30 protein-coding genes, 5 tRNA genes and 1 pseudogene are annotated in these 25526 nt (G+C 71.9%); 9 read left to right on the top strand and 27 right to left on the bottom strand.

Translation table 11 applies throughout. The features are described from left to right. Positions 1-108: 108 nt before the first annotated feature. From ACIBVP_RS05255 to ACIBVP_RS05215, 9 genes are all read right to left on the bottom strand, one after another. On the bottom strand, positions 109-504 hold the full coding sequence (locus ACIBVP_RS05255) for a hypothetical protein (protein WP_396104686.1): 396 nt from the start codon (positions 502-504) through the stop codon (positions 109-111). Positions 505-543: 39 nt separating this feature from the next. Next, complete coding sequence (locus ACIBVP_RS05250) at positions 544-1035, bottom strand: hypothetical protein (protein ID WP_396104685.1); 492 nt, start codon at positions 1033-1035, stop codon at positions 544-546. Positions 1036-1099: 64 nt separating this feature from the next. Continuing rightward, on the bottom strand, positions 1100-1594 hold the full coding sequence (locus ACIBVP_RS05245) for a hypothetical protein (protein ID WP_396104684.1): 495 nt from the start codon (positions 1592-1594) through the stop codon (positions 1100-1102). A gap of 90 nt (positions 1595-1684) precedes the next feature. After that, a complete protein-coding gene (locus tag ACIBVP_RS05240) occupies positions 1685-1846 on the bottom strand; it encodes a hypothetical protein (protein WP_396104683.1) in 162 nt (53 codons plus the stop codon). After that, positions 1843-2772, bottom strand: coding sequence for a peptidoglycan-binding protein (locus ACIBVP_RS05235; RefSeq protein WP_396104682.1), 930 nt, complete (start codon positions 2770-2772; stop codon positions 1843-1845). Before ACIBVP_RS05235 ends, ACIBVP_RS05240 begins: the two co-directional genes overlap by 4 nt. Next, positions 2769-3248 carry a hypothetical protein gene (locus tag ACIBVP_RS05230; RefSeq protein WP_396104681.1) on the bottom strand — a complete coding sequence of 160 codons (480 nt, stop codon included), beginning with the start codon at positions 3246-3248 and terminating at the stop codon, positions 2769-2771. The genes ACIBVP_RS05235 and ACIBVP_RS05230 overlap by 4 nt, the downstream gene beginning before the upstream one ends. Continuing rightward, positions 3245-3757, bottom strand: coding sequence for a MauE/DoxX family redox-associated membrane protein (locus ACIBVP_RS05225; RefSeq protein WP_396104680.1), 513 nt, complete (start codon positions 3755-3757; stop codon positions 3245-3247). Before ACIBVP_RS05225 ends, ACIBVP_RS05230 begins: the two co-directional genes overlap by 4 nt. A gap of 7 nt (positions 3758-3764) precedes the next feature. Next, the gene (locus tag ACIBVP_RS05220; RefSeq protein ID WP_396104679.1) at positions 3765-4463 is read right to left on the bottom strand and encodes a hypothetical protein; all 699 of its coding nucleotides are present in this window, start codon (positions 4461-4463) and stop codon (positions 3765-3767) included. A 156-nt stretch (positions 4464-4619) separates the two neighbouring features. Beyond that, entirely contained in the window at positions 4620-6011 is a 1392-nt protein-coding gene (locus ACIBVP_RS05215) for a serine/threonine-protein kinase (protein WP_396104678.1), read from the bottom strand. Between the two features lie 131 nt (positions 6012-6142). Here ACIBVP_RS05215 and ACIBVP_RS05210 point away from each other — a divergent pair, with 131 nt between their 5' ends. Next, the gene (locus tag ACIBVP_RS05210; RefSeq protein ID WP_396104677.1) at positions 6143-8017 is read left to right on the top strand and encodes an AAA family ATPase; all 1875 of its coding nucleotides are present in this window, start codon (positions 6143-6145) and stop codon (positions 8015-8017) included. Here the strand turns inward: ACIBVP_RS05210 and ACIBVP_RS05205 are convergent. Then, positions 7980-8705, bottom strand: coding sequence for an aspartate/glutamate racemase family protein (locus ACIBVP_RS05205; protein WP_396104676.1), 726 nt, complete (start codon positions 8703-8705; stop codon positions 7980-7982). The genes ACIBVP_RS05210 and ACIBVP_RS05205 overlap by 38 nt on opposite strands. Positions 8706-8811: 106 nt before the next feature. Here ACIBVP_RS05205 and ACIBVP_RS05200 point away from each other — a divergent pair, with 106 nt between their 5' ends. Both ACIBVP_RS05200 and murF read left to right on the top strand, forming a co-directional pair. Further along, the gene (locus ACIBVP_RS05200; protein ID WP_396104675.1) at positions 8812-9768 is read left to right on the top strand and encodes a D-alanine--D-alanine ligase family protein; all 957 of its coding nucleotides are present in this window, start codon (positions 8812-8814) and stop codon (positions 9766-9768) included. 5 nt (positions 9769-9773) lie between these two features. Next, positions 9774-11126, top strand: a complete 1353-nt coding sequence (gene murF / locus ACIBVP_RS05195) for a UDP-N-acetylmuramoyl-tripeptide--D-alanyl-D-alanine ligase (protein WP_396104935.1) — start codon at positions 9774-9776, stop codon at positions 11124-11126. On the opposite strand, the pseudogene ACIBVP_RS05190 reads toward murF, so the two are convergent. After that, a pseudogene (locus tag ACIBVP_RS05190) lies at positions 11123-12123 on the bottom strand (1-aminocyclopropane-1-carboxylate deaminase). The gene murF and the pseudogene ACIBVP_RS05190 overlap by 4 nt on opposite strands. Further along, complete coding sequence (locus ACIBVP_RS05185) at positions 12120-12755, bottom strand: GntR family transcriptional regulator (RefSeq protein WP_396104674.1); 636 nt, start codon at positions 12753-12755, stop codon at positions 12120-12122. The pseudogene ACIBVP_RS05190 and the gene ACIBVP_RS05185 overlap by 4 nt, the downstream one beginning before the upstream one ends. Positions 12756-12853: 98 nt before the next feature. Here ACIBVP_RS05185 and ACIBVP_RS05180 point away from each other — a divergent pair, with 98 nt between their 5' ends. Further along, the gene (locus ACIBVP_RS05180) at positions 12854-13462 is read left to right on the top strand and encodes a VanZ family protein (RefSeq protein WP_396104673.1); all 609 of its coding nucleotides are present in this window, start codon (positions 12854-12856) and stop codon (positions 13460-13462) included. Here the strand turns inward: ACIBVP_RS05180 and ACIBVP_RS05175 are convergent. The 5 genes from ACIBVP_RS05175 to ACIBVP_RS05155 all read right to left on the bottom strand — a co-directional run bounded on the left by ACIBVP_RS05175 (position 13392) and on the right by ACIBVP_RS05155 (position 16713). Continuing rightward, positions 13392-14396 (bottom strand): aldo/keto reductase, encoded by a 1005-nt coding sequence (locus ACIBVP_RS05175; RefSeq protein ID WP_396104672.1) that lies wholly within the window; start codon positions 14394-14396, stop codon positions 13392-13394. The two genes, ACIBVP_RS05180 and ACIBVP_RS05175, sit on opposite strands and share 71 nt — an antisense overlap. A gap of 34 nt (positions 14397-14430) precedes the next feature. After that, the gene (locus ACIBVP_RS05170) at positions 14431-14964 is read right to left on the bottom strand and encodes a GNAT family N-acetyltransferase (protein WP_396104671.1); all 534 of its coding nucleotides are present in this window, start codon (positions 14962-14964) and stop codon (positions 14431-14433) included. Positions 14965-14970: 6 nt separating this feature from the next. Then, entirely contained in the window at positions 14971-15423 is a 453-nt protein-coding gene (locus ACIBVP_RS05165; protein WP_396104670.1) for a hypothetical protein, read from the bottom strand. A 78-nt stretch (positions 15424-15501) separates the two neighbouring features. Further along, the gene (locus ACIBVP_RS05160; protein WP_396104669.1) at positions 15502-16251 is read right to left on the bottom strand and encodes a lysyl oxidase family protein; all 750 of its coding nucleotides are present in this window, start codon (positions 16249-16251) and stop codon (positions 15502-15504) included. A gap of 60 nt (positions 16252-16311) precedes the next feature. After that, positions 16312-16713: a hypothetical protein gene (locus ACIBVP_RS05155; RefSeq protein ID WP_396104668.1), complete on the bottom strand. Its 402-nt coding sequence runs from the start codon at positions 16711-16713 to the stop codon at positions 16312-16314. Between the two features lie 250 nt (positions 16714-16963). Here ACIBVP_RS05155 and ACIBVP_RS05150 point away from each other — a divergent pair, with 250 nt between their 5' ends. Beyond that, the gene (locus ACIBVP_RS05150; protein ID WP_396104667.1) at positions 16964-18571 is read left to right on the top strand and encodes an alkaline phosphatase D family protein; all 1608 of its coding nucleotides are present in this window, start codon (positions 16964-16966) and stop codon (positions 18569-18571) included. Positions 18572-18636: 65 nt separating this feature from the next. On the opposite strand, the gene ACIBVP_RS05145 is transcribed toward ACIBVP_RS05150, so the two are convergent. From ACIBVP_RS05145 to ACIBVP_RS05120, 6 genes are all read right to left on the bottom strand, one after another. Then, positions 18637-18709, bottom strand: a tRNA-Asn gene (locus tag ACIBVP_RS05145). 14 nt (positions 18710-18723) lie between these two features. Continuing rightward, a tRNA-OTHER gene (locus ACIBVP_RS05140) sits at positions 18724-18796 on the bottom strand. A gap of 11 nt (positions 18797-18807) precedes the next feature. Beyond that, positions 18808-18881 (bottom strand) — tRNA-Lys (locus ACIBVP_RS05135). A gap of 54 nt (positions 18882-18935) precedes the next feature. Next, positions 18936-19008 (bottom strand) — tRNA-Gly (locus ACIBVP_RS05130). A 50-nt stretch (positions 19009-19058) separates the two neighbouring features. Beyond that, positions 19059-19127 (bottom strand) — tRNA-Trp (locus ACIBVP_RS05125). 325 nt (positions 19128-19452) lie between these two features. Next, positions 19453-19908, bottom strand: a complete 456-nt coding sequence (locus ACIBVP_RS05120) for an Lrp/AsnC family transcriptional regulator (RefSeq protein ID WP_396104666.1) — start codon at positions 19906-19908, stop codon at positions 19453-19455. A gap of 94 nt (positions 19909-20002) precedes the next feature. Here ACIBVP_RS05120 and ACIBVP_RS05115 point away from each other — a divergent pair, with 94 nt between their 5' ends. The 3 genes from ACIBVP_RS05115 to ACIBVP_RS05105 are packed head-to-tail and all read left to right on the top strand — an operon-like array spanning position 20003 to position 22154. Beyond that, a complete protein-coding gene (locus ACIBVP_RS05115; protein ID WP_396104665.1) occupies positions 20003-20845 on the top strand; it encodes an LLM class flavin-dependent oxidoreductase in 843 nt (280 codons plus the stop codon). Further along, on the top strand, positions 20842-21258 hold the full coding sequence (locus ACIBVP_RS05110) for a nucleoside deaminase (protein ID WP_396104664.1): 417 nt from the start codon (positions 20842-20844) through the stop codon (positions 21256-21258). The genes ACIBVP_RS05115 and ACIBVP_RS05110 overlap by 4 nt, the downstream gene beginning before the upstream one ends. After that, a complete protein-coding gene (locus tag ACIBVP_RS05105) occupies positions 21255-22154 on the top strand; it encodes a carbon-nitrogen hydrolase family protein (RefSeq protein WP_396104663.1) in 900 nt (299 codons plus the stop codon). Before ACIBVP_RS05110 ends, ACIBVP_RS05105 begins: the two co-directional genes overlap by 4 nt. A 51-nt stretch (positions 22155-22205) precedes the next feature. On the opposite strand, the gene ACIBVP_RS05100 is transcribed toward ACIBVP_RS05105, so the two are convergent. Together ACIBVP_RS05100 and ACIBVP_RS05095 are read right to left on the bottom strand one after the other, a co-directional pair. Next, on the bottom strand, positions 22206-22850 hold the full coding sequence (locus ACIBVP_RS05100) for a GntR family transcriptional regulator (protein ID WP_396104662.1): 645 nt from the start codon (positions 22848-22850) through the stop codon (positions 22206-22208). Then, on the bottom strand, positions 22847-23011 hold the full coding sequence (locus ACIBVP_RS05095; protein ID WP_396104661.1) for a hypothetical protein: 165 nt from the start codon (positions 23009-23011) through the stop codon (positions 22847-22849). Before ACIBVP_RS05095 ends, ACIBVP_RS05100 begins: the two co-directional genes overlap by 4 nt. Between ACIBVP_RS05095 and ACIBVP_RS05090 the strand changes: the two genes are divergently transcribed. Continuing rightward, positions 23001-23633 (top strand): ankyrin repeat domain-containing protein, encoded by a 633-nt coding sequence (locus ACIBVP_RS05090; protein ID WP_396104660.1) that lies wholly within the window; start codon positions 23001-23003, stop codon positions 23631-23633. The two genes, ACIBVP_RS05095 and ACIBVP_RS05090, sit on opposite strands and share 11 nt — an antisense overlap. An 18-nt stretch (positions 23634-23651) precedes the next feature. Here ACIBVP_RS05090 and ACIBVP_RS05085 read toward each other — a convergent pair whose 3' ends face one another. Beyond that, positions 23652-24536 carry a carbohydrate ABC transporter permease gene (locus ACIBVP_RS05085; RefSeq protein WP_396104659.1) on the bottom strand — a complete coding sequence of 295 codons (885 nt, stop codon included), beginning with the start codon at positions 24534-24536 and terminating at the stop codon, positions 23652-23654. After that, entirely contained in the window at positions 24533-25525 is a 993-nt protein-coding gene (locus tag ACIBVP_RS05080; RefSeq protein ID WP_396104658.1) for a carbohydrate ABC transporter permease, read from the bottom strand. Before ACIBVP_RS05080 ends, ACIBVP_RS05085 begins: the two co-directional genes overlap by 4 nt. Position 25526 lies beyond the last annotated feature (1 nt).

Below are 25526 nucleotides of genomic sequence, written 5' to 3'. Positions count from 1 at the left end.
CGGAGGCCCAACATGCACGAATTGACCAACTCGGTGTGTCCGGGCGCGCGACTCGCGGTGTTCTCGCGCGCGACTCGCGGGGTGGGATGGTTGGTTACTGGGGGTTTGTCACGGTTCGGGGGTTGTTGTGGTCGTGACGGCCGTTGTTGTTGTCGGGGTTGGGGTGGGGGGTTCGCGGTTGTCCGTGGGTTTGGGTTTTCCGGAGACGCACGAGTCCACGAAGAACTCGCGGATCTGTGCGGCCCATTCCTTTGACTGGCCGCCGCTGGGCAGGTCGGACGGGAAGTCCTCGGTGCGGACGATTCCGTCGAACGCCCGGTCGCACCGTTCCTCGTCGATGTCCGGGGCTTCCTGGGCCGCGAGCAGGTCGTGGGTCTGCGCGCCCTGCCGGGACATCTGCCGCAGAAAGTCCATGCGCTCCTCGAAGCCCGCGGCTGAGGTGCACCCGGCGAGCGGCACCACGGCTCCGAGCGTCAACACCAGGATCACCCGTCTCGATGGCATGGGGCCGCACAGTAACGCCACCGGCGGCCCGCGCGCACGTCACTCCCAGTCGAGCAGGTGTGCCTGGACCGCGTCGGGGAGGGCGATCTCCCGGTTCCGGAGCACGAGCGGCGAGACCTCGACGTCCTCGTGGAACCGCACGTACCCGACGAACGGGGTGGCGGTCCGCGCGTGCCGGCCGAGCCAGTCCGTCAACGTCCGCAACTGCGAGAAGGCGTCCGGGTGCACCTCCTGACGCACCGTCAACGCCCACCCGCTCGGCCCGCCGACCAGTTCGGACACGAGCACCCCGCCGACGCGGTGTGCGGCGCCGCGCCCCGCGAACAACGGCTCCGGTTCGGCAGTCTCCCACTGGCAGTCCGGGTCCGCGGGGTCGCCGAGCGGGAAGGTCTCGACGTGGTTGTCGCTGCCCATGGGGTACGTCTCCGGCCGCGGCCCCGCCCCCAGGTGCCACCGCAACTCGGCCAGCTCCGGGTCACCGATCTCCGGCACCAGATCCACGGTCAGCACGATCTCGTAGACGTCCGACATCGACAACTCCCCTGTGTTCGCCCCAGCCGCGCACGGCGAGCGTACGCGGGTCGGCGTGCGCCGATCAGCGCGGCACGAGCAGCAGGACGGCCAGTGCGGCGGCCACCGCCACCCCGCTCACGACCTTGATCGCGGGCAGGTGCCGGTACAGCACGTCGTCCCACGTCTCGCCGTCCCGGCTCACGTACCGCGCCGTCGGGGTGAGCGCCCGCCCGAGGCCGAAGCCCACGCCGGTCGCGACCGCGGTCACGAAGCCGGGTCCGGTCAACAGCAGGGCGGCCACCAGCACGTACGGCACGGTGGACGACACGTAGGTGCGCACCCCGGTGCCCATCTCGAAGCCGAACCGCAGCGAACCCCGCGCCACGTCACCGGTCAGCACGTCCTGTGGGACCTGCCGCGCGTTCTGCGGCAGTGGGAACCGCACCACGCCCGCGTCCCGCAGCACCCCGGCGACGGTCACCGCGACGACGATCCCGTACCGCACGACCTCGGGCACCGGCGTGGCGAGGCCGCTGACCACCCACAGCACGAGCGCGCTCAGCAGCGCACCCAGCACCAGCCCGGTGTCGAACAGCAGGAGCGCCGTGCCCTGCCTCGTCCTGCCCCGCCAACCTGGCGAGGTCAGCGCGAACGCGCTGTTCCTCGTTCAAACGGAGCCGGACAGCGTGTACCCCGCGAGCCCGCCCAGCACCGCCCACACGGCGACCGCCCACCCGGCCAGTGCCAGGGCGACCGCGGCGGGTGCCAGGAGCAGCGCCGCCGCCGGGTGGGTCAGCCCGCGGCGGAACGCGGGAGCTGACGGGGTCACACCGCGCCACCGGTGAGGGTGCGCCACGTGGTGGGTCCGACGATGCCGTCGACGGTGATCCTGTTCTGCCGTTGGAAGTCCGAGGCGGCCGCGAACGTGCCCGAGCCGAAGATGCCGTCCACGACCAGCTTGTAGCCGTAGCGGTTGAGCTCCACCTGGGTGGCACGCACGTGGCTGCCGTTGTTGCCCTGGCGGGTGGTGACCGCGAGCGACGGCCACGTGGCGGGGCCGACCTCGCCGGTGACCGCGAGGCCGCGCGCCGCCTGGAAGTCGCGAACCGCCTGAGTGGTCGCCGGGCCGTACGCACCGTCCACTGTGGTCGGAAACCGGTGGTGGGTCAGCAGGTGCTGGATCGCGGTCACGGTGGCGCCGGAGGCGCCCGAGGACACCGAGGGCCAGCTCACCGACGACGGGCAGCCGCATTCGGTGGTCCACCGGCAGATGGAGTTCACCCAGCCGGAGCCGGTCTTGCGGTAGCCGTCGTGGCAGCGGCGCTCGACGTGGCACGTGCACGCCCCGCACGCCTGGTCGTAGCGCCACATCCAGCCGTCGTAGCTGCCGGACAGGCAGGCGTTGGGCCGCAGCCGCCACGTGACCTGGTCGTTCTTGTGGAACCCGGTGTTCGTGCCGGAGGTAACGCACGCGTCGGCGAAGATCGTGCTCGGCCCGCAGCCGGGCGAACAGTTGTGGTCGGCGGCGTAGGACGGACATTTCGGGTAGATGTCGTAGCCGTCGGCGACCGCCCTGCGCACCGAGGGGAACACGCCGCCGAGCACGGTCAGCCCCGCGACGGTGCCCGCCCGCAGCACGGCCCGTCTGGTCGGCGCCCAGCCCGCCCAGCGCAACCGCCTGCCGCGCGTACGTGGTTCGACGGGCATGCCGGGGTCGGTGCCACGCAACGGGGGCACCGTGATCACGTCGGTCATCGAACCTCCATCACCGGGTTGAGCAGTGCACGGACGGCCGCCCTGGACCCGACGGGCGCGGCGGCGGCGATCCGGCCGTCCGCACCGGTCAGCACCGCGAACGGGGTGGCGAGCGCGCCGTAGCCCGCGAACAGGTGGCCCTGGTCGGCGAGCGCGACGACGCCGGGCGCCGGGTCCGGGGCCGGTCCTTCGTAGAGCGCGACGACGGTCAGCCGGTCCCCCGCCACCTCGACGGTCTCCGCCAGCGCCTCGACGCACGTGTGGCACGTGGCGCGCAGGAACAGCAGGACGGCGGGCCCGGTCACGCCGAACCGCGCGAGGTCCGCCGGTTCCCCGGTCCGCGACCCGGCGGCGACCGGGCGCGGGCCCGCGCCCGCCTGCAACGCGTGCACCTGGCGGACCAGCCCGGCCACCACGAAAGCGAGGAGCAGCAGGGCAACCCACGTCACGATCAACGCGCTGGTCTGGAAGCTCACCGGACCACCTCCGGGTGTCGGGTCATGGCGGCGGGCAGGTGCCAGAGCAAGGTGCCGATCGTCGCCGCGGCGAGCAGGACGAGCAGCAGGCGCTCGTCGAACCGGGTCAGCGGCAGCACGTCGTCGCCCGCCACCCCGGCGACCACGGCCAGCGCGGCGAGTGCGAACGCCCGGCCGGTCACCCAGTGTCCCATCGGCACGTCCGCCCCGCCGCAGCCGCACGGTCCGCCACGGCCGCTTTCCGTGACGTACCAGGCATATCCGCCGTAGCAGGCGAACAGCACGGCGGCGGCCATGAGACCGAGCCAGGACGGCCCGGCGAGCACCAGCAGGGCGAGTGCCGCCTCGGCGACGGTCACCGCGACCGCCACCGGCCGGATCGCGCGGCGCGGCACGGTCCGGTGCGCGGCGAGCGCGGCGGGCAGGGCGCGGGGCGCGCGCACCCGTTCCGCCACCGCGATCACGAGCACGAACAGGACGACGTAGGCCGCGACGCTGACGGGGAACACGACCGCGTCACCGGTCGCCGAGCAGGCGCGCGCCGAGCTGGTCCACCAGTGCGGGCACCCGCGCGAGGTCCGTGTCGGCGAGCGGGAGGACGGTCGTCCACGTGTCCTCGCCGGCGAGGACGAAGTAGGGCTCGCCGTTGGACATCCGGTCGGAGAACAGCTCACCGGAGCGGGTCCTGGCGCCCTTCCACTCGGGCAGGCGCGTCGCCTGCGGCGCCGACGGGACGGTCATCTCCAGCAGGCCGAGCGACGGCACCTCCTTGACCACGGCGGCGGGCGCGACCACGGCGCTGCCCCCGGTGGGCCGCAGGGCGATCCCGTCGTCGTGTTCGGTGACGCCGAGCGTGGCGAGTGCCTCGACGGCCGCCGCGGTGGTGGTGTCGTAGAAGTGGCTGACCAGGCAGTGCCGCCGCCCGCGCCACACGGCGACGAGGATGTTCTCGGTGATCCGCGAACCCGGCTCGACGCGGCGGGTGCGGCCGATGAGCAGCGTGCCGCCCGCGAATGCCAGTTCCTCGTCGAACCCGGTCACACCGAGGGCCGCGGCCACCTCCTCGGCGAGTCCGCTCACGCCCGCGACGAGTTCGTGGGTCCGGCCGCGCACGGTGACCCGCACCGAGGACGTGCTCGGTTGCCCGAGGTCCAGGGTGCCGCTCAGCTCGTAGCGCCTGCCGTCCAGTGCGCGGTGTACGACGGTGGACGTCACAGGGCCTCCCGCAGGGTTGGGAACTCACTGACAAACATCCATTACGTACGGTAAACGTATTACGAACCGTCTTGATGGGAAATAGGCCGTTCCCCGCACCGGGTTCGTGCGGTCAGACGACGACGATGGTCCGTCCACACGGGCGTCGGCACACCGTCAGCCGCAGCTGACCGCCTTCTCCGGTGAGGAGGTGTTGTCCAGCCTGCGGACGAAGGCGTCGCCGCCCTCGGTCGTGCGGCGGGCGCAGGCCTCGGCCTCGTCGGGAAAGGGTCCGTAGTAGACGGAGTAGATGTCCGCGCCGTCGATCCGCTGCCGGAGTGACCCGCACCCGGTCGAGGGGGCGTGGAGGTAGCCCGCGCCGGGCTTGGCGTCGAGAAAGGCCTGGACGTCCTGCGGGTACTCGTCGGGGTTCACGGCGGACCCCACGATGACGATGTAGCTGCCGTCGCAGTCCGGCGTGCTGATCGGGACCGACACCGCGAGCTCGGCGTCCGGGGGGTCGGGACGGGTGGTGGTCTCGTTCGTGGTCGTCGTCGACCGGCTCTCGGGCGCTCCGTCGCCGTCCGAGCGGGCAAGGCCGATGAGCACCGCCGCGCCCGCCAACGCGGCCACGACCGCGACCGCGGCGCCGACGAGCCACCACCGCCCGGCGCGGTGTGGTGGCAGGGGCGCCAGGGGCACCGGCACCGTGGCTGGGCGGGACGCCTGCCGCGCCAGGGCGTGCCTGGCCGCCACGGCCAGGCACCCCGCGGTCTGGTACCGGTCTGCGGGGTTCTTCGCCATGCCGGTCGTGATGACGTGGTCCAACGCGGGTGGCAGGTCGGGCCGCCGGTCGGTGAGCCGCGGCGGTTCCCGGTGGAGGTGGGCCTGCATGAGGGCGAACGGGTTCTCGTCGGGGAACGGCGCCGACCCGGCGAGGCACTGGTAGAGCAGGCAGGCGAGCGAGTAGACGTCCGCGCGGTGGTCGACCAGGCTGTCGGGCTGGAACCGTTCGGGCGCCATGTAGGCGACGGTCCCGACCGGGACACCGATGCCGGTGATGGCGGAGCTGGCGGACATGGACCGGGCGATGCCGAAGTCCACGAGGTAGGCGAAGCCACCGGCGTCGAGCAGCACGTTCGACGGCTTCACGTCGCGGTGTACGAGCCCGTCGGCGTGGGCCGCGTCGAGCGCGCCGGCCACCTGCACGACCAGGTCGACGGCGGCCGAGGGCGCCATGAACCCGTGCCGCGCCAGGAGGGTGCTGACGTCGTCGCCTTCGACGAGCCGCATGTCCAGGTACAGGCGTCCGTCGATCTCGCCGTACGCGTGGATGGGGATGACGTGCGGCTCCCGGAGCCGGGCCGCGGCACGTGCCTCACGGATGAACCGCCGCCGGAACTCGTCGTCGTCGACGAGGTGTGCGTTGAGCAGCTTGACCGCCACCACCCGGTCGTGCTGGGTGTCGTAGGCGCGGTGCACCTCGCCCATGCCACCTCGGGCGATCAACCCCTCCATCCGGTAATGGCCGAACTGCCACCCCACGTCCGCACCCCATCCGACCGTCACCCCGAGTCCATCGCGTGGGGATCCTATAAGCGCAGCTCACCCTTCCGTGGCCGAACGTCGGCATGCGGCTGTCGAGAAACCGTGACACACCGCGGACGGCGCACGCACATTCGGCGTCGATCGTGGTCGTCGTGACCGAACCACTCGGTGCCCTGCACGGACGTCTCCAGGCCGCGCGGCTGCGTGCCTTCGTCGGGCGGAAGGAGGAACGCGCCGCCTTCGACGAGGCGTTGTGCGGCGGCGGGGTGCTGTTCGTGCACGGCCCCGGCGGCGTCGGCAAGTCGGCGCTGCTGCGGTGCTTCGCCCAGCGGGCCGCGGAGGCCGGGCGCACGGTGACGGTGCTGGACGGACGGGTGCTCGTCCCCTCCCCCACGGCGTTCCTGGCCGAGGCGGGGCCAGTCCTCGCCGACGAACGCGCGGTGCTGCTGGTCGACGCGATCGAGCGCCTGGACGGTCTGGCGGGGTGGCTGCGTGAGCGGTTCCTGCCGAGGTTGCCTGCGGGCGCGGTCGTCGTCGTGGCCGGGCGGGTGGCCCCGGACGTGACGTGGCGGGCCGACCCGGGCTGGGCCGAGGTGGTGCGGGTCATCCGGCTGGGCGACCTGGACCCCATGGACGCCGACGCGTTGCTGGAGTCCCGCGGCGTGGCCGGTGTGTTGCGTGATCAGCTGCTGGCCTTCGCGGGTGGGCACCCGCTCGCGTTGACGCTCGGGGCGGCGGCCGTGCTCGACGGCCGCCGGCCCCACGACCTGGTCGCCGCCCTGCTCGACGACGTCGTCGGCGACGTGCCCGGTCCCGCTCACCGGCAGGCCCTCGACGTCTGCGCGCTCACCTACCGGTCCACACAGGACGTGCTGCGCGCGGTGCTGCCCGGTGCGGACGCGGCGGCGCTGTTCTCCTGGCTGCGACGGCTGCCGTTCGTCGAGTCGAGCCCGTTCGGGCTGTTCCCCCACGACGTCGTACGGCAGGCCCTCGACGCCGACCTGCGCTGGCGCGACCCCGAGGGCCACGCGGACCTGCGCCTGCGCGTCAGGGCCCACCTGACGGAGCGGATCCACGCCGCCGACGACGCGGACGTGCTCCGCGCCGTCGGCTCGCTGTTCTACCTGCACCGCGCCGAAGGCCGGGCACCGGGGCCGCACGTCTGGCGCGCGGTGGACGAGGTGTACGAGGACGTGTTCCGGCCCGAGGACGCCGACGACGTGCTGCGCCTGGCCGCCGAGTGGGACGCGGCGGAGGTGGTCGCCCACTGGACGACGCGGCAGCCGGACGCCTTCCGCCTCTACCGCACCATCGCGGACGGCGAACTCGCGGGCGTCTCCGCGTGGCTCCGTGTGGCGTCGGAACGGGACTCGGAGGCGGATCCGGTGGTCGCCGCGGCCTGGGCGCACGCCCGCGCCACCGCTCCGCCGCGGCCCGGCGAGCACCTGGCGGTCCACCGGAGCTGGGTGCGTGCGCGGCGCGGGGGCACGTCGCCGGTCGTGAGCCTGATCCGCTGGCGTGCGGTGGGCTGGTTGCTGCGCTCGGACCACCTGGCGTGGTCGTTCGGTGCCGAACCACCCGCGCACGACTGGCGAACCGTACCGGCGCGGGTGTGGCTCGACCGCGTGCTGTCGGGTGCGCGGGAGCCGATGGTCCAGCACGAACCCGAGCTGACGGTGCTGTCACAGGACGAGTTCGCCGACGCCGTCCGCAAAACCCTGCGGCACCTGTCGAAACACGCGGAGCTGGCCCGCAACCCGCTCACCCGCAGCCGGTTGCTCGCAGGCCGCGCCGACCCCGTCGGCGCGCTGCGCGAACTGGTCGAGGACGCCATCCGCGCCCTGGGCCGGGACCCGAGGGCCGCCAAGCCGCACCGCGCCCTCGACATGACCTACCTGCGTGGCGCCCCCACCCAGGAGGTCGCCGCCGAACGCCTCGGCCTGTCGTTCAGCACGTATCGCCGTCACCTGGTCGCCGGGGTCGAACGCATCAGCGAAGACCTCTGGCGCCGAGAACTGTCGGGGTAGCACCCAGGGCGAAGGCGGCCGCCGCCTCCGCGTGCAGCCGGGCGCTCGGCAGCAACGGGACGGCCGTGTCCTCGTCGGTGACGAGCAGCTCGATCTCGGTGCAGCCGAGCACGACGGCCTCGGCGCCCCGGTCGGCCAGGCCGGCGATCGTCCGCACGTAGGCCTGTCTGGACGAGGGTCGCAGCACCCCGCGGATCAGCTCCTCGAAGATCACGCGGTGGACCAGCTCGCGTTCGTCCCGTCCGGGGACGAGCACGTCGCAGCCGTGCTCCGCCAACCGGTCCCGGTAGAAGGGCTCCTCCATCGTGAAGCGGGTGCCCAGCAGACCGACCGTGCGCAGCCCCCTGGCACTGATCTCGGCGCCCACGGCGTCGGCGATGTGGAGCACCGGCACACTCGCCGCCCGCGCCACGTCGTCGTTCACCCGGCTGAAAGTGTTGCTGCAGATGAGAAGCAGCTCGGCGCCCATGGCCTCCAACCGGACGCCGGCGGCCGCGAGCAGCTCGCCCACCTCGTGCCAGCGGCCGGCGACGATGAGGTCCTCGACGATCGTGTAGTCGACCGACCAGATCAGGCTGTTGGCGGAATGGCTGCCGCCGAGGCGTGCACGTACCCGCTGGTTGACGACCTGGTAGTAGATGACCGTCGACTCCCAGCTCAACCCGCCGATCAACCCGATGGTGCGCATGGCCCGGCACGGTAGAGGGAGATCCTGCTCGTTCAGCAGACCAGAAAATGACCAGTAAATGCTCTGGTGGCCGGTCAACGCGAACTCCGACACTGCCCGGGTGATCATGACTGAACGCCTGCGCGTGGCGGTGCTGGCAGGCGGACCATCCGCCGAGCACGAGGTGTCGCTGCAGTCGGCGCGGGCGGTGTTCGACGCGCTGCCGACGGACCGGTACGACCCCGTCCTCGTCGTCATCGACCGGCAGGGCGGCTGGTCGACGGAGCTGCGCAGGGGTGCGGTGGACGTCGTCTTCCCGGTGCTGCACGGCCCGTTCGGTGAGGACGGTGTCGTGCAGGGACACCTGGCGGCGCTCGGCCTGCCGTACGTGGGTTGCGGCGTCCTGGCCTCGGCGGTGGCGATGGACAAGACCGCGATGCGGCGGGCGTTCCAGGCCGAAGGCATTCCGGTCACCCCGCACGTCTGGTTCAGCGAGCACGACTGGCGCACCACGTCCGACCGGCAGGGCCTGGTGAAGTCGCTCGACTGGCCCCTGTTCGTCAAGCCCGCCAACATGGGCTCCTCCATCGGCGTCTCCCGCGTCACCTCCATGGCGGAACTGGACGCCGGGGTCGAGCTGGCGTTGCGCTACGACCGGGTCGCGGTCGTCGAACAGGGTGTCGTCGCCCGCGAGCTGACCTGCGGCGTGCTCGGCGACCACGACACCCCCGCCGCCTCGGTCGCCGTCGAGCTCAACCGTCGCGGCGACTGGCTCGACTACAAGTCCAAGTACCTCAGCGACTACGAGCTGGCCACGGTGCCCGCGCCGCTGCCCGGCCCGGTCGCAGAGGAGGTGCGCGAGCTGTCCCTGCACGCGTACCGGACGATCGGCGCCTACGGCCTGGCCCGCGTCGACTTCCTCTACGAGGAGCACACGGGCCGCCTGTACGTACTGGAGATCAACACGATGCCCGGCTTCACCGCCCGTTCCGTCTACGCCAGGGGGTGGGCGGCCAGCGGGCTGTCCTACCCGGACCTGCTGGACCGGCTCATCGGCCTGGCACTGGCGAGGAGCGGCGCGTGATCCCGATGACGCTGGCGGAGATCGCCCAGGTCCTGGACGCACGCCTGGACGCGGTACCCGACCCGGAGGCGCTGGTGACGGGTCCGGCGGCGGTCGACTCGCGGGAGGTGGTGTCCGGCGGCCTGTTCGCCGCGACGGTCGGCAGCCGGGTCGACGGGCACGACTACGCGGCCAGGGCGGTGGCGGGCGGCGCCGTGGCCGTGCTGGCCGCCCGTCCCGTCGGGGTGCCCGCGATCGTGGTGACGGACGTGCAGGCGGCGCTGGGCGTGCTGGCCGGGCACGTGCTCACCCGCCTCGACTGCACGGTGATCGCACTGACCGGCTCCGTCGGCAAGACCACCACCAAGGACCTGCTGGCCCAGATCCTCGAACGGCACGCGCCGACGGTGTCGACCGACCGCTCGTTCAACAACGAGCTCGGGCTGCCGCTCACCGTGCTGCGGGCCGATGCCGGGACCCGGTACCTGGTGCTGGAGATGGGCGCGGGCAGGAAGGGCGACCTGACGTACCTGACCGGGATCGCGCCGCCGCACGTGAGCCTCGTGCTCAACGTGGGTGCGGCCCACGTGTCCCGCATGGGCGGCGGCCTGGCGGACGTGGCCGAGGCGAAGGGCGAGCTGGTGGCGGCGCTGCAGCCGGACGGGTACGCGCTGCTGAACGCCGACGACCCGTACGTGGTGGGCATGGCGGACCGCACCGCGGGCAGGATCCTGTGGTACGGCAAGGCGTCGGCGGTGCGTGCCGAGGAGGTGCGTGCGGACGACCGCGCACGGCCGTCGTTCCACCTCGTCACGCCGTCGGGCCGGGCGCGGGTCGCGCTCGACCTCGTCGGCGAGCACCAGGTGGCCAACGCGCTGGGTGCCGCGGCGGCCGCCGTCGCGCTGGGGTTGTCGACCGACGAGATCGCCGCCGGGCTGAACGCGGCCACGCGCCGGTCTCCGGGCCGCTTCGAGATCACCGAGCGGCCCGACGGCGTCACCGTCGTCAACGACGCCTACAACGCCAACCCGGAGTCCATGCGCGCCGGGTTGCACGCGTTCCGGGCGCTGGCCGCGGACCGCCGCACCATCGCGGTACTCGGCGCGATGGGGCAACAGGGCGACGCCGCACGGGCCAGGCACGAACAGGTCGGCAGGCTGGTCGCCGACCTCGGCATCGACGTGCTGATCGCGGTCGGCGACGGCGATCCCCGGGCCATGGCACGGGCGGCGTCCGGCGTCGCGGTGCACCCGGTCGACGACGTGGCGGAGGCGGTCCGCGTGGCCACCGAACTGATCACCCCGGGCGACGTGGTGTTCGTGAAGGCGTCCAGCGAGTACGGGCTGGACGCGTGCGCCCGTGCGCTGTCCGCGTCCTAGAACGCCAGTTCCGAGTACGCGTTCAGCGCGGGCTGGCCGCCGAGGTGTGCGTACAGCACGCGCGCGTCCCGGCCGATCTCGCCGCTGGTGACGAGGTCGATCAGACCGGCCATCGACTTGCCCTCGTAGACCGGGTCGGTGATCATCGCCTCGGTGCGGGCGGCGAGCTTCATGGCCGCGATGGTCTGGTCGTCCGGGATGCCGTAGATCCCGGCGTGGTAGCGCTCGTCCAGTTCCACGTCGTCGTCCGACACGGACGTGCCGCGCAGTTCGGCGGTCTGCTTGGCGATCCGGCGGATCGCGTCCAGGGTCTCGGCGGGTTTGGCCGACGCGTCGACGCCGATCACCCGCCGTTTCCGGTCCTGCCCGGCGAAACCGGCGACCATGCCCGCCTGGGTGCTGCCGGTGACCGAGCAGACGATGACCGTGTCGAAGAAGACGCCCAGCGCACGCTCCTGCCGCGCGACCTCGTCGGCCCAGTCGGCGAAGCCGAGGCCGCCGAGCGGGTGATCGGAGGCGCCCGCCGGGATGGAGTACGGGGTGCCACCCGCGGCACGCACGTCCTCGAGCGCGCGCTGCCAGGACTCCTTGACCTCGATGCCGAAGCCGGACGGGTCGCGCCGGACGTCGGCGCCCATCAGCCTGCTCAGCTGGATGTTGCCGACCCGGTCGTAGCCCCGGTCCTCCCAGTCGACCCACTTCTCCTGCACCAGCACGCACTTCAGCCGGCCCGCACGGCCGCGGCGGCGACCTGCCTGGTGTGGTTGGACTGCACGCCACCGATCGACACGAGCGTGTCGCAGCCCTTGGCGAGCGCGTCCGCGACGAGGTACTCGAGTTTGCGGGTCTTGTTGCCCCCGAAGGCGAGTCCCGAGTTCAGGTCCTCGCGCTTGGCCCACAGCTCGGCGCCGCCCAGGTGCGCGGTGAGGCGTTCGAGCGGGTGGATCGGGGACGGGCCGAGCAGCAACGGGTAGCGCTCGAACGTCGCGAAGGTCATGGCTGCTTCTCCTCCAGCAGTACCGCCAGGTTCGCCCAGTTCCGCTCGGCGAGCCCGGCCGCGAGGGTGGCGTCACCGGCCTCGCACGCGGCGATGATCCGGTCGTGCATCGGGGCCGAGTCCCGGCCCAGCGGGGACCGGAAGTAGAGGTAGATCGCGCGGTGCAGCAACGGCGTGTACCGCCCGACCGTGGCCGCGACCGCCGCGTTCCCGGACGCCGTCACCAGCACGCCGTGGAAGGCGTCGTCGCGGTCGATGGCGTCCTCCAGCGCTCCGCCGTCGACCGCGGCCGCGAACCGGGTGTTCGCCTCGCGCATCGCGTCCAGGTGCGCCGCCGTGAGCCGGGGCACGGCCAGCCGCGTGGCCAGCCCGTGCATGGACTGCACGACGGCGTGCGCGTCCCGGACCGCGTCGGCGTCCAACGGCGTGACCCGCGTGTAGCTGTGCGGCTTGGACTCGATCAGCCCCTCGTCCGTCAGCCTGGCGAGCGCCTCCCGGACCGGCGTGCGTGACAGGCCCATCCGGGCGGCCAGCTCCACGTCCTTCACCGGCGTCCCCGGCGCCAGCTCACCCACCACGATCGCCCGCCTGATGGCACCGAGCGCCTGGTCGCTGAGCCGGACCCGGTCCATCCGGCTAATATATTGCATACTGGCACCGTAGCAGACGCCTCGCTCCGGCTCCGGTGCCGCACCCGTAGATTCGGCCTGCACCGAACCGGGGAGGTGGCGTGTTCGAGGGGTGGGCCGGCTGGGTCGGCACGTTCACCGGCGTCGTGGTCATCACGGTCGCCGTGCTGCCGTTGACCACGTTGGTGGTGTGGCTTCTGGCGCGCCGACGGGTCGCCGAGGGCGCCTCGCGGTCGTGGGCCTGGCGCGCGTCGCTGGCCGAGGTCGGCATGATCTACGGGACGGTGCCGTGGGTGTGGATGATCCTGTTGCCGGGCAGCCGGGCGGGCGAGGTGACCGGTCGGCTGAGCCTGGTACCGCTGCGGGACCTGTTCGCGATGTCGCCAGGACAGATCGTCGGCAACCTGCTGGTGTTCGCGGCACTGGGGGTCTTCGTCCCGCTGCGGTTCGCAGCGCTCGCGTCGACACCGCGGGTCCTGGTGCTCGCGGCGGGCTGCTCGGTCCTGGTCGAGACCGCGCAGTTCGTCCTCCAGCTGGACCGGGTGTCCTCTGTGGACGACGTGCTGCTCAACGCCGCGGGCGCCGGGCTGGCCGCGTTCGCGTCGCGCCGCTGGTGGTCGGGCCCGCGGGCGGACGGGCTCAGCGCCGGACGAAGCGGGTCAGCAGTCCGTACGGGTACGGCAGGCTTTCGGGCTCGCTGGCGGCGGTGAGACGGTCCACCTGTTCGGGGGCCAGCGTCCATTCGATCGAGGCCAGGTTGTCCTTCGCGTGGTCGAGGGTGCGCGGGCCGATGATGGGAGCGGTGACCGGCGGGCGTTGCAGCAGCCAGCGCAGCGACACCTGTGCCGCGGTGCGCCCGGTCTCGCTCGCGATCGCGGCCACCTCGTCGAGCACGCGCCACGTGCGTTCGGTGGCGTAGCCGCCCCACGGGACCACCCCGGCTTCGGCCCCTGCCTCGACGCGGCTGCCCGCCACCGGAGCGGTCGCGCCCCGGCGGTGCGCACCGGACAACCAGCCCGCCCGCAGCGGGGACCACGGGAGCACGGCCAGCCCTTCCGCGCGGCAGACGGGGAACAGCTCCCACTCCGCCTCCCGGTCGAGCAGGTTGTACAGGGGCTGCAGGGACACCAGCACCTCCCAGCCACGCATCGCCGAGATGTCGACGGCCTTCTGCAGCTGCCAGCCGGTGAAGTTGCTGACCCCGACGTAGCGGACCGTTCCCTCCCGCACCAGCCCGTCGAGGGTGGACAGCGACTCCTCGAGCGGCGTGCCGTCGTCCCAGACGTGCAGCTGGTACAGGTCGATGTGGTCCGTGCCCAGCCTGCGGAGACTGGCCCGCACGGCGTCGAGGATGTGCTTGCGTGAGAGGCCGCGTTCGTTGGGGCCCGGGCCCATCTCCCCGAACGTCTTCGTGGCGATGACGTAGTCCGCGCGGCGACGCGTCCTCAGCCAGCCGCCCAGGATCTCCTCGGCACGGCCGTGGCCGTAGACGTCCGCCGTGTCGATGAAGGTGCCGCCGGCCTCGGCGAACATGTCCAGTATCCGGTGGCTCGTCGGTTCGTCGGTCCGCTCGCCGAACATCATCGTGCCGAGGCACAGCTCGCTCACCTGAAGACCCGACCTGCCCAGGAATCGATACTCCATGGCGCCGACGCTAGGGCCTGGAGCGCGCTCCAGCTCAAGAGCCGACCGTCAGGTCGTGGTGGAGGCGTCGTTCGTTCAGCTCGGTGCCGCCGGGCCCGCGGTCGAGCTGGGATCGTCCGGTGTCGGTCCAGCCGTGGCGGTGGTAGAAGCGCAGGGCACGGTGGTTGGTGTCGAGAACCCACAGGCCGGCGTGGGTGAAGCCGCAGGTCCGGAGCCGTTCGAGGGCCGCCGCGTGGAGCCGGGTCCCGATGCCGAGGCGCCACACGTCGGGCGCGAGGTAGAGCGCGTACAGGTCGCCGAGCGTGGGGTCGGCGCGATCGGCGGGCACGAGCGGCGGCCCGGTCGCGGCGAAGCCGACGACGTCACCGTCGAGCGTGGCGACGACCGCGCGGGTGCGCGGCGGGCAGGTGGTGAGGACGTCGGACCAGACCCGTTCCCGTTCGACGACGGACAGCCCGGCGAGGACGTCGTCGGGGAGCAGACCTCGGTAGGCGGCGCGCCAGGACCGCACCAGGACGGTGGCGATCGCGTGCGCGTCGGCGGGAGTCGCGTCCCGGATCTCGACCACGTCGGGTCAGCGCAGTCGTTCGGCGATCTCCGCCATGCCGTTCCTGATCATCCGGCCGTACTCGTCGTCGGCCAGGATGTCGATCCTCTCCTTCGCGCGGCGGAGGTGGTCGCGGGCGCTCGCGAGGTCGCCGAGCCTGCGGTAGCACTCGCTCAGGTTCAGGTGCAGCGACGGGTACAGGCCGGTCACCGACAGCGGCACCCCGGCCTGTGCCACGCGCTCGTCGGTGAGCTGGTCGGCCGCATCGAGCGCACGCTGGTCCCAGAGCAGCTCCTGGTGCACGTCGTCCTGCGCGTCGGCCATCGCGTGGGCCAGCGTGCAGCGGTGCAGTGGGTCTCCTCGTTCGCCGCCGATCTCGTCCCAGAGCTCCGCGAAGAGGACGCGGGCGGCTGCCCGGTCACCCTCGTGGTTGAGCTGTACCGCGTCGCCGATCCGGATGATCGTCGGGTCCGTGATCATCGGTGGCTCCTCCCCCGGGCCGGGTCTCGCGGAGGTGACCGTATCCCCGATCCGCGCACCGGACAACCGCCGACGGGGTCACGCGGCCGGACCGTACCCGAGCACCTTGACCACGAGGCCGCCGCGGCGGGTCGCCAGTGAGAAGTCCACCCACGTCTCGTTGTTGGCGCGGCTGCTCTCGGTGAACCGGCCCTGCGCGTCGGCGACCGCACGGAGGCGGTACTTCCCCACCGGGATGCCGGTGACGTCGACGTACTGGTCGGACAGCGTCCACCCGTACCGGTCGCCCCAACCGACGGACAGGCCCATCGCGAGCGTCGTCGAGGTCGCGCCGCCGCAGCCTTCGTCGGTGTACTGGGCCTGCTGCGGCGCCCCCGGCAGCGCAAGGCGGTAGGCGGTCGTGTCCATGAAGCAGAAGCCGCCCTTGGCGCCGTACCCGGCCGGCGCGCCGGTGTCCAGGCGGTGCAGCGTGTAGGTCTCCAGGTCGCGGACGTGCCAGTGCCCGTGCCCGTCTCCCGCGAAGACCACCGTCGCGGTCACCGGGGTGTCCACTGAGGACCCGTCGGACTGCCGGATCCGTTGTGTCAGCCCGAACTCCGAAACCGTGTCCGGACGCGACCCGACCACAAGGAAGGGACCGGCGCCGACGTTGACGACGGTGGACGAGAACCGCAGCTGCTGCTGCCCGCCCGCGGTAGTGGTGACCGTCAGGTCGGTCAGCCTGGCCATGCCGAGGTCCGGCGGGACAGGAGCGGCCGCGGCGGCGGTCGGCTGCGCGATCGTGACGAGCGTGAGCGTCGCGGCGGCGACGAAGATCCGGCGAAACACCACATACCTCCAGGACCGCCGGCGCGCCCGCGTCACGCGAGCGCGCCGGTCACCGGTGTGCTACTTGGGGTCCTCGCCCTTCTTCTCCGTGAAGAAGCAGAGATGGCTCAGTCCGTACGGCTGGCCGGTCTTCGCGTTGGTGGGTGCGGTCAGGCCGCTGTCGGACGTGACACCCGGTGCCGGGTACGAGTAGAGGTTGTACCCGGGACCGCCCTTGACGATCACGGACGTCACGACGTCGCCGCTCGTGCTGAAGCCGAACGACTGTCCACTGACGACGATGGTCACCGGACCGTACTGGCCCGACTGCACGGGCTCGATCTTCAGCCCGCCCGCGCACGACGGGTTACCGATGCCCGACACCGGAGCGACCGAGGCCGCCGACGCCATCCCCGCGGAACCGACCAGTGTCAGCACGGCCAGCATCACCGCACCGATGAGGTATTTCGTGAATCGACGCACTCCTGGACTCCCTTGGCCGAGAGAAATGATCTGCTTCCCCCGACCACGCCAGCCAGTATGCGACGGCCACACGCCGTGACCATAGAGGACTTTCGACCCTGTTCGCCTGCGTCACGGGCACGTCACGTTCTGTCCCCACGACACGATTCGAAGCGGCCGGTCCGCGCCGCCACCTGTCGGCAAGCGGGTGTTCGCCAGGACGTCCCACGCCGTTGATCGAACTCACGCCCGGCGGTGACAGCGTCCAGGCATGAGTTCCGACGCGCCACAGTCCCCGCCATCGGCCGGTCTCAGCCGGCGTCATCTGCTCGCGCTCGGCGGTCTCGGCACCGCCGCCGCCATCGTCGGCGGGACGACCGCCAACGCCGGGCGGGCCGCCGCCGCCCCGTCCCACTTCGACCACCCGTTCCGCCTCGGCGTCGCCTCCGGTGACCCGCTGCCGGACGGCGTCGTGCTGTGGACCCGGCTCGCGGTCGACCCGCTCGCCGAGGACGGCAGCGGCGGGATTCCGCCCCAGGCGTTCGGGGTGCGGTTCGAGGTCGCCGAGGACGAGCGGTTCTCCCGGATCGTCCGCCGGGGCGCGGTCGAGGCCACCCCGGAGGCAGGCCACTCGGTGCACGTCGAGCTGTCCGGGTTGCGCCCCGCACGCGAGTACTTCTACCGGTTCCGTGTCGGCCCGGCGATCAGCCCGGTCGGGCGCACCTCGACCGCACCGGCGTCCGGCGCCGCCGTGGACCGGCTGCGGCTGGCCGTGACGAGCTGCCAGAACTTCCCGGCGGGCCACTTCGTCGGCTACCGCGACATCGTCGCCTCCGACCTGGACCTCGTCGTACACCTCGGCGACTACATCTACGAGGGCGACTCCGCGGGCAACCCGGCGGTGAACCGGCCGCACGCGCCGCTGCGGGAGATCATGACGCTCGCCGACTACCGCGTCCGGCACGCGCAGTACAAGACCGAACCGGCGCTGCAGGCCGCGCACGCCGCGCTGCCGTTCCTGGTCGTCCCCGACGACCACGAGGTGACCAACAACTACGCCGACGACATCGGCGGCGGCCAGTCCGGCGCCGAGTTCCTGGCCCGCCGCGCCGCGGCCTACCAGGCGTACTACGAGAACATGCCGCTGCGGCGGTCGTCCATGCCCGCGGGCGCGGACCTCCAGCTGTTCCGGCGTGTGCACTACGGCGCGCTCGCTCAGTTCCACCTGCTCGACACCCGGCAGTACCGGTCGGACCAGGCGTCCTGGAACGCGGGCCAGGCGGTCGGCGGCTACTCCCCCGGCGCGCTCGACTCCGACCGCACGATCCTCGGTGACGAGCAGGAGCGGTGGCTGCAGGAGGGTCTCGCCACGTCGACGGCCCGGTGGAACATCATCGGCAACCAGACGAAGTTCGCGCCGTTCGACCGCAGGACCGGCCCCGGCGTCCAGTACACCTCGCAGGACAGCTGGGGCGAGGGCTACGTCGCCGACCGCGACCAGCTGCTGCGCCACATCGCCGCGCACCGGCCGGCCAACCCGGTGATCATCACCGGCGACGCGCACCGCAACTGGGTGTTCGACCTGAAGGCCGACTTCGCCGACCCGGCCTCGGAGACCCTCGCGACGGAGTACCTCGGCACGTCCATCTCGAGCGGCGGCGACCCCGCCAACGTGACCACCGTGTACGGGCCGACCGAGGACAACCCGCACCTGGTGCTGCAGAACAACCAGCGCGGCTACATCCGCGTCGACGTGACGCCGGAGCGGTGGCTGGCCGAGTTCCGCGTCTCCGACACGGTCCTGCGCCCGGACGCGCCGCTGTACACGCTCGCGACCTTCGTCACCGAGGACGGCAAGCCCGGCGCACGTCGCGTCTGATCCCCCTGCGCGGCTGGTCCGGCACTTCCCCACCGGACCAGCCGCGCTCCCTGCCGGACACGCGGCTCCCCCGCCAGGACTCGAACCTGGTACCTCCCGATCAACAGTCGGGCGCGCAGCCTGTTGCGCTTCGAGGGAATGACAGGGCTGCGTGGGCCGCCGGGGACTCGAACCCCGAACCCGCCGGGTAAAGCCGGCTGCTCTGCGCGATTGAGCTAGCGGCCCGTGGCCGGTCGTAGGTCGTCGGGGACTCGAACCCCGTACCCGCCGATTAAGAGTCGGCTGCTCTGACCTGGTGAGCTAACGACCTGAGCGAACCCCTCGCGGGGTTCCGTCGCGTGTCCGGCTGGTGCCGGTTGTCGCGAGCGGCCGGAGGGCATCGAACCCTCTTCTTCGGTTTGGAAGACCGACGTGTCCGCCGAGTTCACCACGACCGCGTGACTGTGCAGTTGTCAACGAACAATGCCCGAAAAAGGGCGGTGTCGCGCACCGGCGGAGGGAGTCGAACCCCCGGCCAACGGTTTTGGAGACCGTCGCGCTTCCGAAGCTCGCCGATAGGAAAAAAGTGCTTCCGGGTACGCGAAATGGAGAAAGCCGCCCGGATCGGTTTCCCGATGGGCGGCTCCCGTGTCATGACGACCGTTACGTCATGGCGGGGAGTCCGCGCAGGTCACGTTGCCTTTTCCGGCCCAGTACGAACGCTTTCGGCGACCGTCGGACGCGCACCCGGCAGCGACGACGGCACCCAGGGACCAGGCACCTCGCTTCCAACCGCTCGCCATGACCGCTCCTTTGTTCGCTGCTGTGCACCAATACTCGCCTACTGGACCGACCGACGTCAATCTTTTAATGTCGAAACCGGTCGCGAATTGTTGTGACACTCAGGCGGGCGGCGGTCCGCCGATGCCGCGGAACGGGAGTGTCTGCGTGTAGACGATGTTGGTCGTGGTGGTGCCGAGTTCGGTCAGCTCGTTGACGACCTGTTCCAGGTGCGGCATGGAGGCGGCCACGACCTTGAGCGTGTAGCAGTCCTCGCCGGTGGTGCGCAGGCACTCCAGGAACTCCGGGCGTTCGGCGAGCAGGCGGTGCAGCGGCTGGTGCTGGTTGCCGGGGTACTTCAGCCGCACCAGCGCGAGCACGCCGAACCCCAGCCGGTCGAGGTCGACGGTGGCGCGGTAGCCCGTGATGATCCCGGCCTGCTCCATGCGCTTGACACGTTCTGTGGTGGCCGATGCGCTCAGGTTGACCCGCCGCCCCAGCTCCGTGAGCGCCACGCGGCCGTCGGTCTGCAGCTCGGCGAGGATGGCCCAGTCGGTCGCGTCAAGGGTCTCGGTCATTCCGCCAACCTACCGGGAGATCCACGGCGAACGCCGCCGAACGCCGTTGATCGTCTCTTCATCCGGCAGGGTGCGCCGACATAGTCTGTCGGACATGTTGATCGGCGTGAACGTCCCGAACTTCGGGCCCGGGACCCGGCCGGAGGTGCTGCGTGACTGGGCGCGGACGGTCGAAGGCCTCGGGTTCGACCTGCTCATGGTGTCCGACCACGTGGCCATCACCCCCGACGTGGCCGCGGTGTACCCGGCGCCCTTCTACGACCCGTTCACGACGTTGTCGTGGCTCGCCGGGGTCACCGAGCGGGTCACCCTCGGCACGACCGTGCTGATCGCGCCGTACCGGCACCCGCTGCTCGTCGCCAGGATGGCCGCGAACCTCAACGACCTGAGCGGCGGGCGGTTCGTGCTCGGCGTCGGCATCGGGTGGGCTCGTCAGGAGTTCGCGGCGCTCGGTGTCCCGTTCCACCGCCGGGGAGCCCTGACCGACGAGCTGATCACGACGGTCCGCGAGGCGTGGCGGGACGACGGCTACCGCGCCGGGGACATCCCGGTGTGGATCGGCGGGCACAGCGACGGCGCGCTGCGCCGGGTGGTCCGGCTCGGCGACGCCTGGCACCCGCTGCGCCAGACACCCGACGACTGGCAGGCGACCCTGGCACGCCTGAAGGAGATCGCCGCCGACGAGGGCCGCCCGGTCCCCCGCCTCGCGCCACGGATCCTGCTGCGGCTGACCGAAGGACCGGTGGCCGACCGCAGGCTCGGCGAGGGCACGCTCGACCAGGTGATCGGCGACCTCGAACGGCTGCGTGCCGACGGCGCCGAGGCCGTCGTGCTCGACACGTTCTCGGGTGACCCCGAGGAGACACTGCACCCGGAGCGGGCATGGCGCATGCTGGCCGGTGTCCGGGAGACGTTGCGAGACAAGGAGATCCGGTGAACCCAGAACACCTGCGGCGGGCGATCGCGCTGGCCGCCGAAGCGCGGGCGGCGGGCAACCAGCCGTTCGGGTCGTTGCTCGCCGGTCCGGACGACACGGTGCTGGTCGAGGAACGCAACACCACCATCACCGACGACGACATCACCGCGCACCCGGAGCTGAAGCTGGCCCGCTGGGCGGCGCAGCACCTGGACCCCGCGACGGCGGCGAAGACCACCATGTACACGAGCTGCCAGCCGTGTGGCATGTGCGCGGGTGCGCTGGCCCGCTCTGGGCTCGGGCAGGTGGTCTTCGCCCTGTCCGGTGAGCAGCTCAACGGACTGCGCACCGGGAGTGACCTCCCCGCCGTACCGTCCGACGGCCCGCACCTGTACGAGGAGGCGAAGGTCCCGGTCGAGGGCTACTACCCGTGACGAGGGTCGCGGTGGTGCAGGCCGCGCCGATGCTGTTCGACACGCCGGAGACGCTGACGCGCTTCGAGGCGCTGCTCGCCGAGGCCGTGTCGGCGGGCGCCGAGCTGGTGGTGTTCCCCGAGGCGTTCGTCGGCGGGTATCCGAAGGGCGCGACCTTCGGCGCGACGGTCGGCGCTCGCACCGACGAAGGGCGTGCGCTGTTCGCCCGTTACCGCGGGTCGGCGGTCGACGTCCCGGGCGCGGACCTCGACCGGCTGCGCACCGCGGTCGCCACGCACGGGGCCCACGTCGTGGTCGGCGTGATCGAGCGGGCCGGGCACACCCTGTACTGCTCGGCCCTGCTGATCGCGCCGGACGGCACGCTGCTCGGCCACCACCGCAAGCTCGTCCCCACCGGCACGGAACGGCTGATCTGGGGCCAGGGCGACGCGTCCGACGTCGCCGTGATCGACACCGACCTCGGCCGGGTCGGCATGGCGATCTGCTGGGAGAACTACATGCCGCTCTACCGCGCCGAGCTGTACCGGCAGGGCGTGGAGCTCTGGGCCGCGCCGACCGTCGACGCACGCGACACGTGGGCGGCGACCATGCGCCACATCGCCGTCGAGGGGCGCTGCTTCGTGCTGTCGGCGACCCAGTACGCGGTCGCCGCGGACTATCCGCCGGGCTTCCCGGTACCCGCCGAGCAGCCGGTCATCCGGGGCGGCAGCTGCGTGGTCGACCCGTTCGGCACGCCGCTCACCGGCCCGGTGTTCGACCGCCGCGACGTGCTGGTGACCGACCTCGACATGGCTCTGCTGGACGGCGCGTACCTCGACCTCGACGTGTCGGGCCACTACGCGCGCCCCGACCTGTTCCAGCTGACCACGACGCGAGCCGCCCGCCGCGGTACGTGACCCACGTCGCCGATTTGGTATACCAAATCGGCGTACAGTGGGCCGTGTGAGTCAGGTGCCCGCGATCCGGTCCGCCGCCAGGTGGTGGCCGGTCGCGAGGTGCTCGGCCACGAGCCGCTCGACGCGGGCGACGTCGCGCGCCGCGATCGCGGCGTACAGGCCCCGGTGCTGCTCGGCGATCGCGACGAGGTCGTCGTGCTGGCCGAGCAGCCAGCGCATGCGGCTGCGCAGCGTCCGTTCCAGCTCGCCGAGCAGCTCGTTCGCCGCCAGGGCGGTCACCACCTCGTGGAAGTCCGCCGCGGCGCGGCGGGCGCGGACCGCGTCGCCGTCGGCCGCCGCGGCCAGCTCCTCGTCGAGTGCGGCACGCAGCCGCCGCAGGCCGTCGCGGGTGTGGCGGTGCGCCGCGAGCCGGAACGCCAGCGGCTCGAACGCCGACCGCACCTCCATCAGGTCCGCGACGTCGGACGCGGTGAACTCACGGACGACCGCCCACGTCCTCGGCCGGGGCGTGACCAGGCCCTCCGCCACGAGCGCGCGCAGCGCGTCGCGCACCGGCACCCGGCTCACGCCCAGCTCGGCCGCCAGGTCCCGTTCCACGAGCCTGCTCCCCGGGGCACGCACGCCGTCCAGGATCTCGCCCCGCAGCCGCCGGGTGACCCGCTCGGACTCCGGCACGAAGTCGTCCACCTCGGTCATCGGTTCACGTTCTCCAGGAGAGTCATGAGGAAATTGGTATACCATAAGCTGATCCCTGTCACGGCGCTCGCGTTCGTCGTCGCCGCCTGCGCGGCACCCGTCGACAGCACCACTCCGCCCGTGTCCACCACCACGAAGGAGACCACACCGATGACCACCACGCCGCCACCTACCACACCGCGACCACCGGACCCGGCGGCCACCGCCAAGCTCGTGGCAGCGGTCACGGCGGGCGACCTGGCGGGGGTGCGGGACGCCATCGCCGCGGGCGCCGACCTGGAGAGCCGCGACGCGGACGGGCGCACCCCGCTGGTCGCCGCCACCAAGGCCAACCGGGTGGCGATCGCGCTGGCGCTCCTCGACGCGGGCGCGGATCCGAACGCCAAGGACGACCTGCGGGACTCCGCCTACCTGTACGCGGGCGCGGAAGGCCTGAACGACATCCTCGTCGCGACCCTCGCCCACGGCGCGGACGTGACCAGCACGAACCGGTACGGCGGCACCGCGCTCATCCCCGCCAGCGAGCACGGCCACGTCGAGACCGTCGGCATCCTGATCGACGCGGGCGTCCCGGTGAACCACGTCAACGACCTCGGCTGGACCGCCCTGCTCGAAGCCATCGTGCTCGGCGACGGCGGCCAGGACCACGTCACCGTCGTCGGCCTGCTCCTCGACGCGGGCGCGGACCCGCGGATCGCCGACCGCAACGGCGCGCTCCCCCGCCAGCTGGCCGCCGATGCCGGTCACGACGCGATCGTCGCGGAGATCGACCAGCGACGGTGACGGACCGCCACGCTCCGTTCACCCCTTGTCAGCGCCGCTGGTCAGGCCCTCCGAGAGCAGTCGTTCGGTGAGGAAGAACAGCACGACGATCGGCACGGTGATCACCACGGACCCGGCCATCAGAACGGTGGTCGGGATCTCGACGGTGCCCGAGAGCTGGGCGAGGCCCAGCGACACGGTCCACTGGTCCCGGCGTTCGACGAGGAACAGCAGCGCGAACAGGAACTCGTTCCACGCGATCATGAACACGAAGATGCCGGTGGCCACCACGGACGGCACGGCGAGCGGCAGGCTGATGCGCCGGATCACGCCGAGACGGGTGAGCCCGTCGACCATGCCCGCCTCCTCGACGCTCTCCGGGATCGTCTCGAAGTAGTTGCGCAGCATGTAGATCGCGACCGGCACGGTCTGCGCGATGTAGACCAGCACCAGCCCCGCGAGCGAGCCCCGCAGCTGCAGCTTCGTCAGCAGCACGAACAGCGGGATCGCGGTCACGATCGCGGGGAACAGGTACACCATCAGGAACAGCACGCTGACCTGCCTGCGCCCGAAGAACTCCAGGCGGCTCACCGCGTACGCGCCCGGGATCGCGACCAGCAGCGCCACCAGCACCGACGCCGTCGCGACGATCGCGCTGTTGCCGAGCAGCGACAGGAACCCCTGCCCGCCCTCGGTGACCGGGCTCAGCACCTCCTCGTAGGTCGCGAAGGTGAGCGCGCCGAAGTCCGGCAGCAGCGAGTCCGGCCGCAACAGCAGATCCTCGATGGGCCGGAACGACAGCATCAGCATGTAGTAGAACGGGACGAGGGTCGCGAACAGGGCCAGCACGATCACGACCCACCGCAGGACGCCGAAGATCCCGCGTTCCACCCGGTCCCTGGTCCACGGCCGCGCCGTGCTCATGCCTGGCCCCCGTTCCGCCGCCGCAGCAGCCACACGTAGATGCCGAGCAGGACCACGAGGACACCGGCGAGGAACACCGACTGCGCGGCGGCAGCGCCGACGTTCCGTTGCACCGTCAGCAGTTCGTACACCCGGATGCTGACCACCTCGGTGCCCGCGGCACCGCCGGTGAGCAGGAAGATGTCGTCGAACTCGTTGAAGGTCCAGATGGTCCGCAGCACCACGAGCACCGCGAGGATCGGCATCAGCTGGGGCAGCAGGATGTGCCGGAACCGCTGCGACGGGGTGGCGCCGTCGATGGTCGCGGCCTCCTCCAGCTCACCCGGGACGGCCTGCAGGCGCGCGAGCACGAACAGGAACACGAACGGGAAGTACCGCCAGCCCTCGAACACGATGACCGTCAGCAGCGCGGTCGGCACCGGGACGTCCAGCCCGAACAGCGAGATCTCACCCCGTGCCTGGGACAGGAACGCGACCGGGTCCTCCCAGCCGAACAGCCGCCGCCCCCAGCTGTTCACGATGCCGAACTCCGGGTTGAGCAGCACCTTCCACACGAACGTCACGGCCACGACCGGCGCGACGTACGGGATGAGCATCGCGGCACGCACGAAACCCCTGCCGAAGAAGGGTTTCCGCAGCGCGAGCGCGACGCTCACCCCGAGCACCAGCGCGAGGAACGTCGACCCCGCCGTGTAGACGACGGTCGTGAGCAGCGTGTCCCACAACGTGTCCGAGCCGAACACGCGCGCGAAGTTCGCGACCGTCAGGTTCTCGAACAACCCGGTACGGCCGACGCTGATCAGCCGGACCCGCTGGAACGCGATCAGCACCGACCACACCAGCGGCACCAGCACGACCGCCACCACGATCACCACGGTCGGCGAGATCAGCAGCAGGCCGCTCCGCGCGTTTCGCTGGGCGAGCGTGGTGCGGCCGCGCGCCCGGACCGCCCCCTGGCGAGCGGTCCGGGGATCCTCGGTGCGCGTCATG

It is taken from the genome of Actinophytocola sp. NPDC049390, from assembly GCF_044466355.1.
Lineage (GTDB): Bacteria > Actinomycetota > Actinomycetes > Mycobacteriales > Pseudonocardiaceae > Actinophytocola.
The sequence above is the reverse complement of the archived record's forward strand: the minus strand, read 5'-3'. Positions and strand labels throughout refer to the sequence as shown.

Bases quoted from the DNA above. Each gene is read 5' to 3' on its own strand.
- ACIBVP_RS05150 (WP_396104667.1), top strand. From the start codon at position 16,964: ATGAGTTCCGACGCGCCACAGTCCCCGCCATCGGCCGGTCTCAGCCGG.
- ACIBVP_RS05120 (WP_396104666.1), bottom strand. From the start codon at position 19,908: ATGACCGAGACCCTTGACGCGACCGACTGGGCCATCCTCGCCGAGCTG.
- ACIBVP_RS05085 (WP_396104659.1), bottom strand. From the start codon at position 24,536: ATGAGCACGGCGCGGCCGTGGACCAGGGACCGGGTGGAACGCGGGATC.
- ACIBVP_RS05100 (WP_396104662.1), bottom strand. From the start codon at position 22,850: ATGACCGAGGTGGACGACTTCGTGCCGGAGTCCGAGCGGGTCACCCGG.
- ACIBVP_RS05255 (WP_396104686.1), bottom strand. From the start codon at position 504: ATGCCATCGAGACGGGTGATCCTGGTGTTGACGCTCGGAGCCGTGGTG.
- ACIBVP_RS05235 (WP_396104682.1), bottom strand. From the start codon at position 2,772: ATGACCGACGTGATCACGGTGCCCCCGTTGCGTGGCACCGACCCCGGC.
- murF (WP_396104935.1), top strand. From the start codon at position 9,774: ATGACGCTGGCGGAGATCGCCCAGGTCCTGGACGCACGCCTGGACGCG.
- ACIBVP_RS05175 (WP_396104672.1), bottom strand. From the start codon at position 14,396: ATGGAGTATCGATTCCTGGGCAGGTCGGGTCTTCAGGTGAGCGAGCTG.
- ACIBVP_RS05080 (WP_396104658.1), bottom strand. From the start codon at position 25,525: ATGACGCGCACCGAGGATCCCCGGACCGCTCGCCAGGGGGCGGTCCGG.
- ACIBVP_RS05185 (WP_396104674.1), bottom strand. From the start codon at position 12,755: ATGGACCGGGTCCGGCTCAGCGACCAGGCGCTCGGTGCCATCAGGCGG.
- ACIBVP_RS05165 (WP_396104670.1), bottom strand. From the start codon at position 15,423: ATGATCACGGACCCGACGATCATCCGGATCGGCGACGCGGTACAGCTC.
- ACIBVP_RS05090 (WP_396104660.1), top strand. From the start codon at position 23,001: ATGACCACCACGCCGCCACCTACCACACCGCGACCACCGGACCCGGCG.
- ACIBVP_RS05205 (WP_396104676.1), bottom strand. From the start codon at position 8,705: ATGCGCACCATCGGGTTGATCGGCGGGTTGAGCTGGGAGTCGACGGTC.
- ACIBVP_RS05250 (WP_396104685.1), bottom strand. From the start codon at position 1,035: ATGTCGGACGTCTACGAGATCGTGCTGACCGTGGATCTGGTGCCGGAG.
- ACIBVP_RS05115 (WP_396104665.1), top strand. From the start codon at position 20,003: ATGTTGATCGGCGTGAACGTCCCGAACTTCGGGCCCGGGACCCGGCCG.
- ACIBVP_RS05200 (WP_396104675.1), top strand. From the start codon at position 8,812: ATGACTGAACGCCTGCGCGTGGCGGTGCTGGCAGGCGGACCATCCGCC.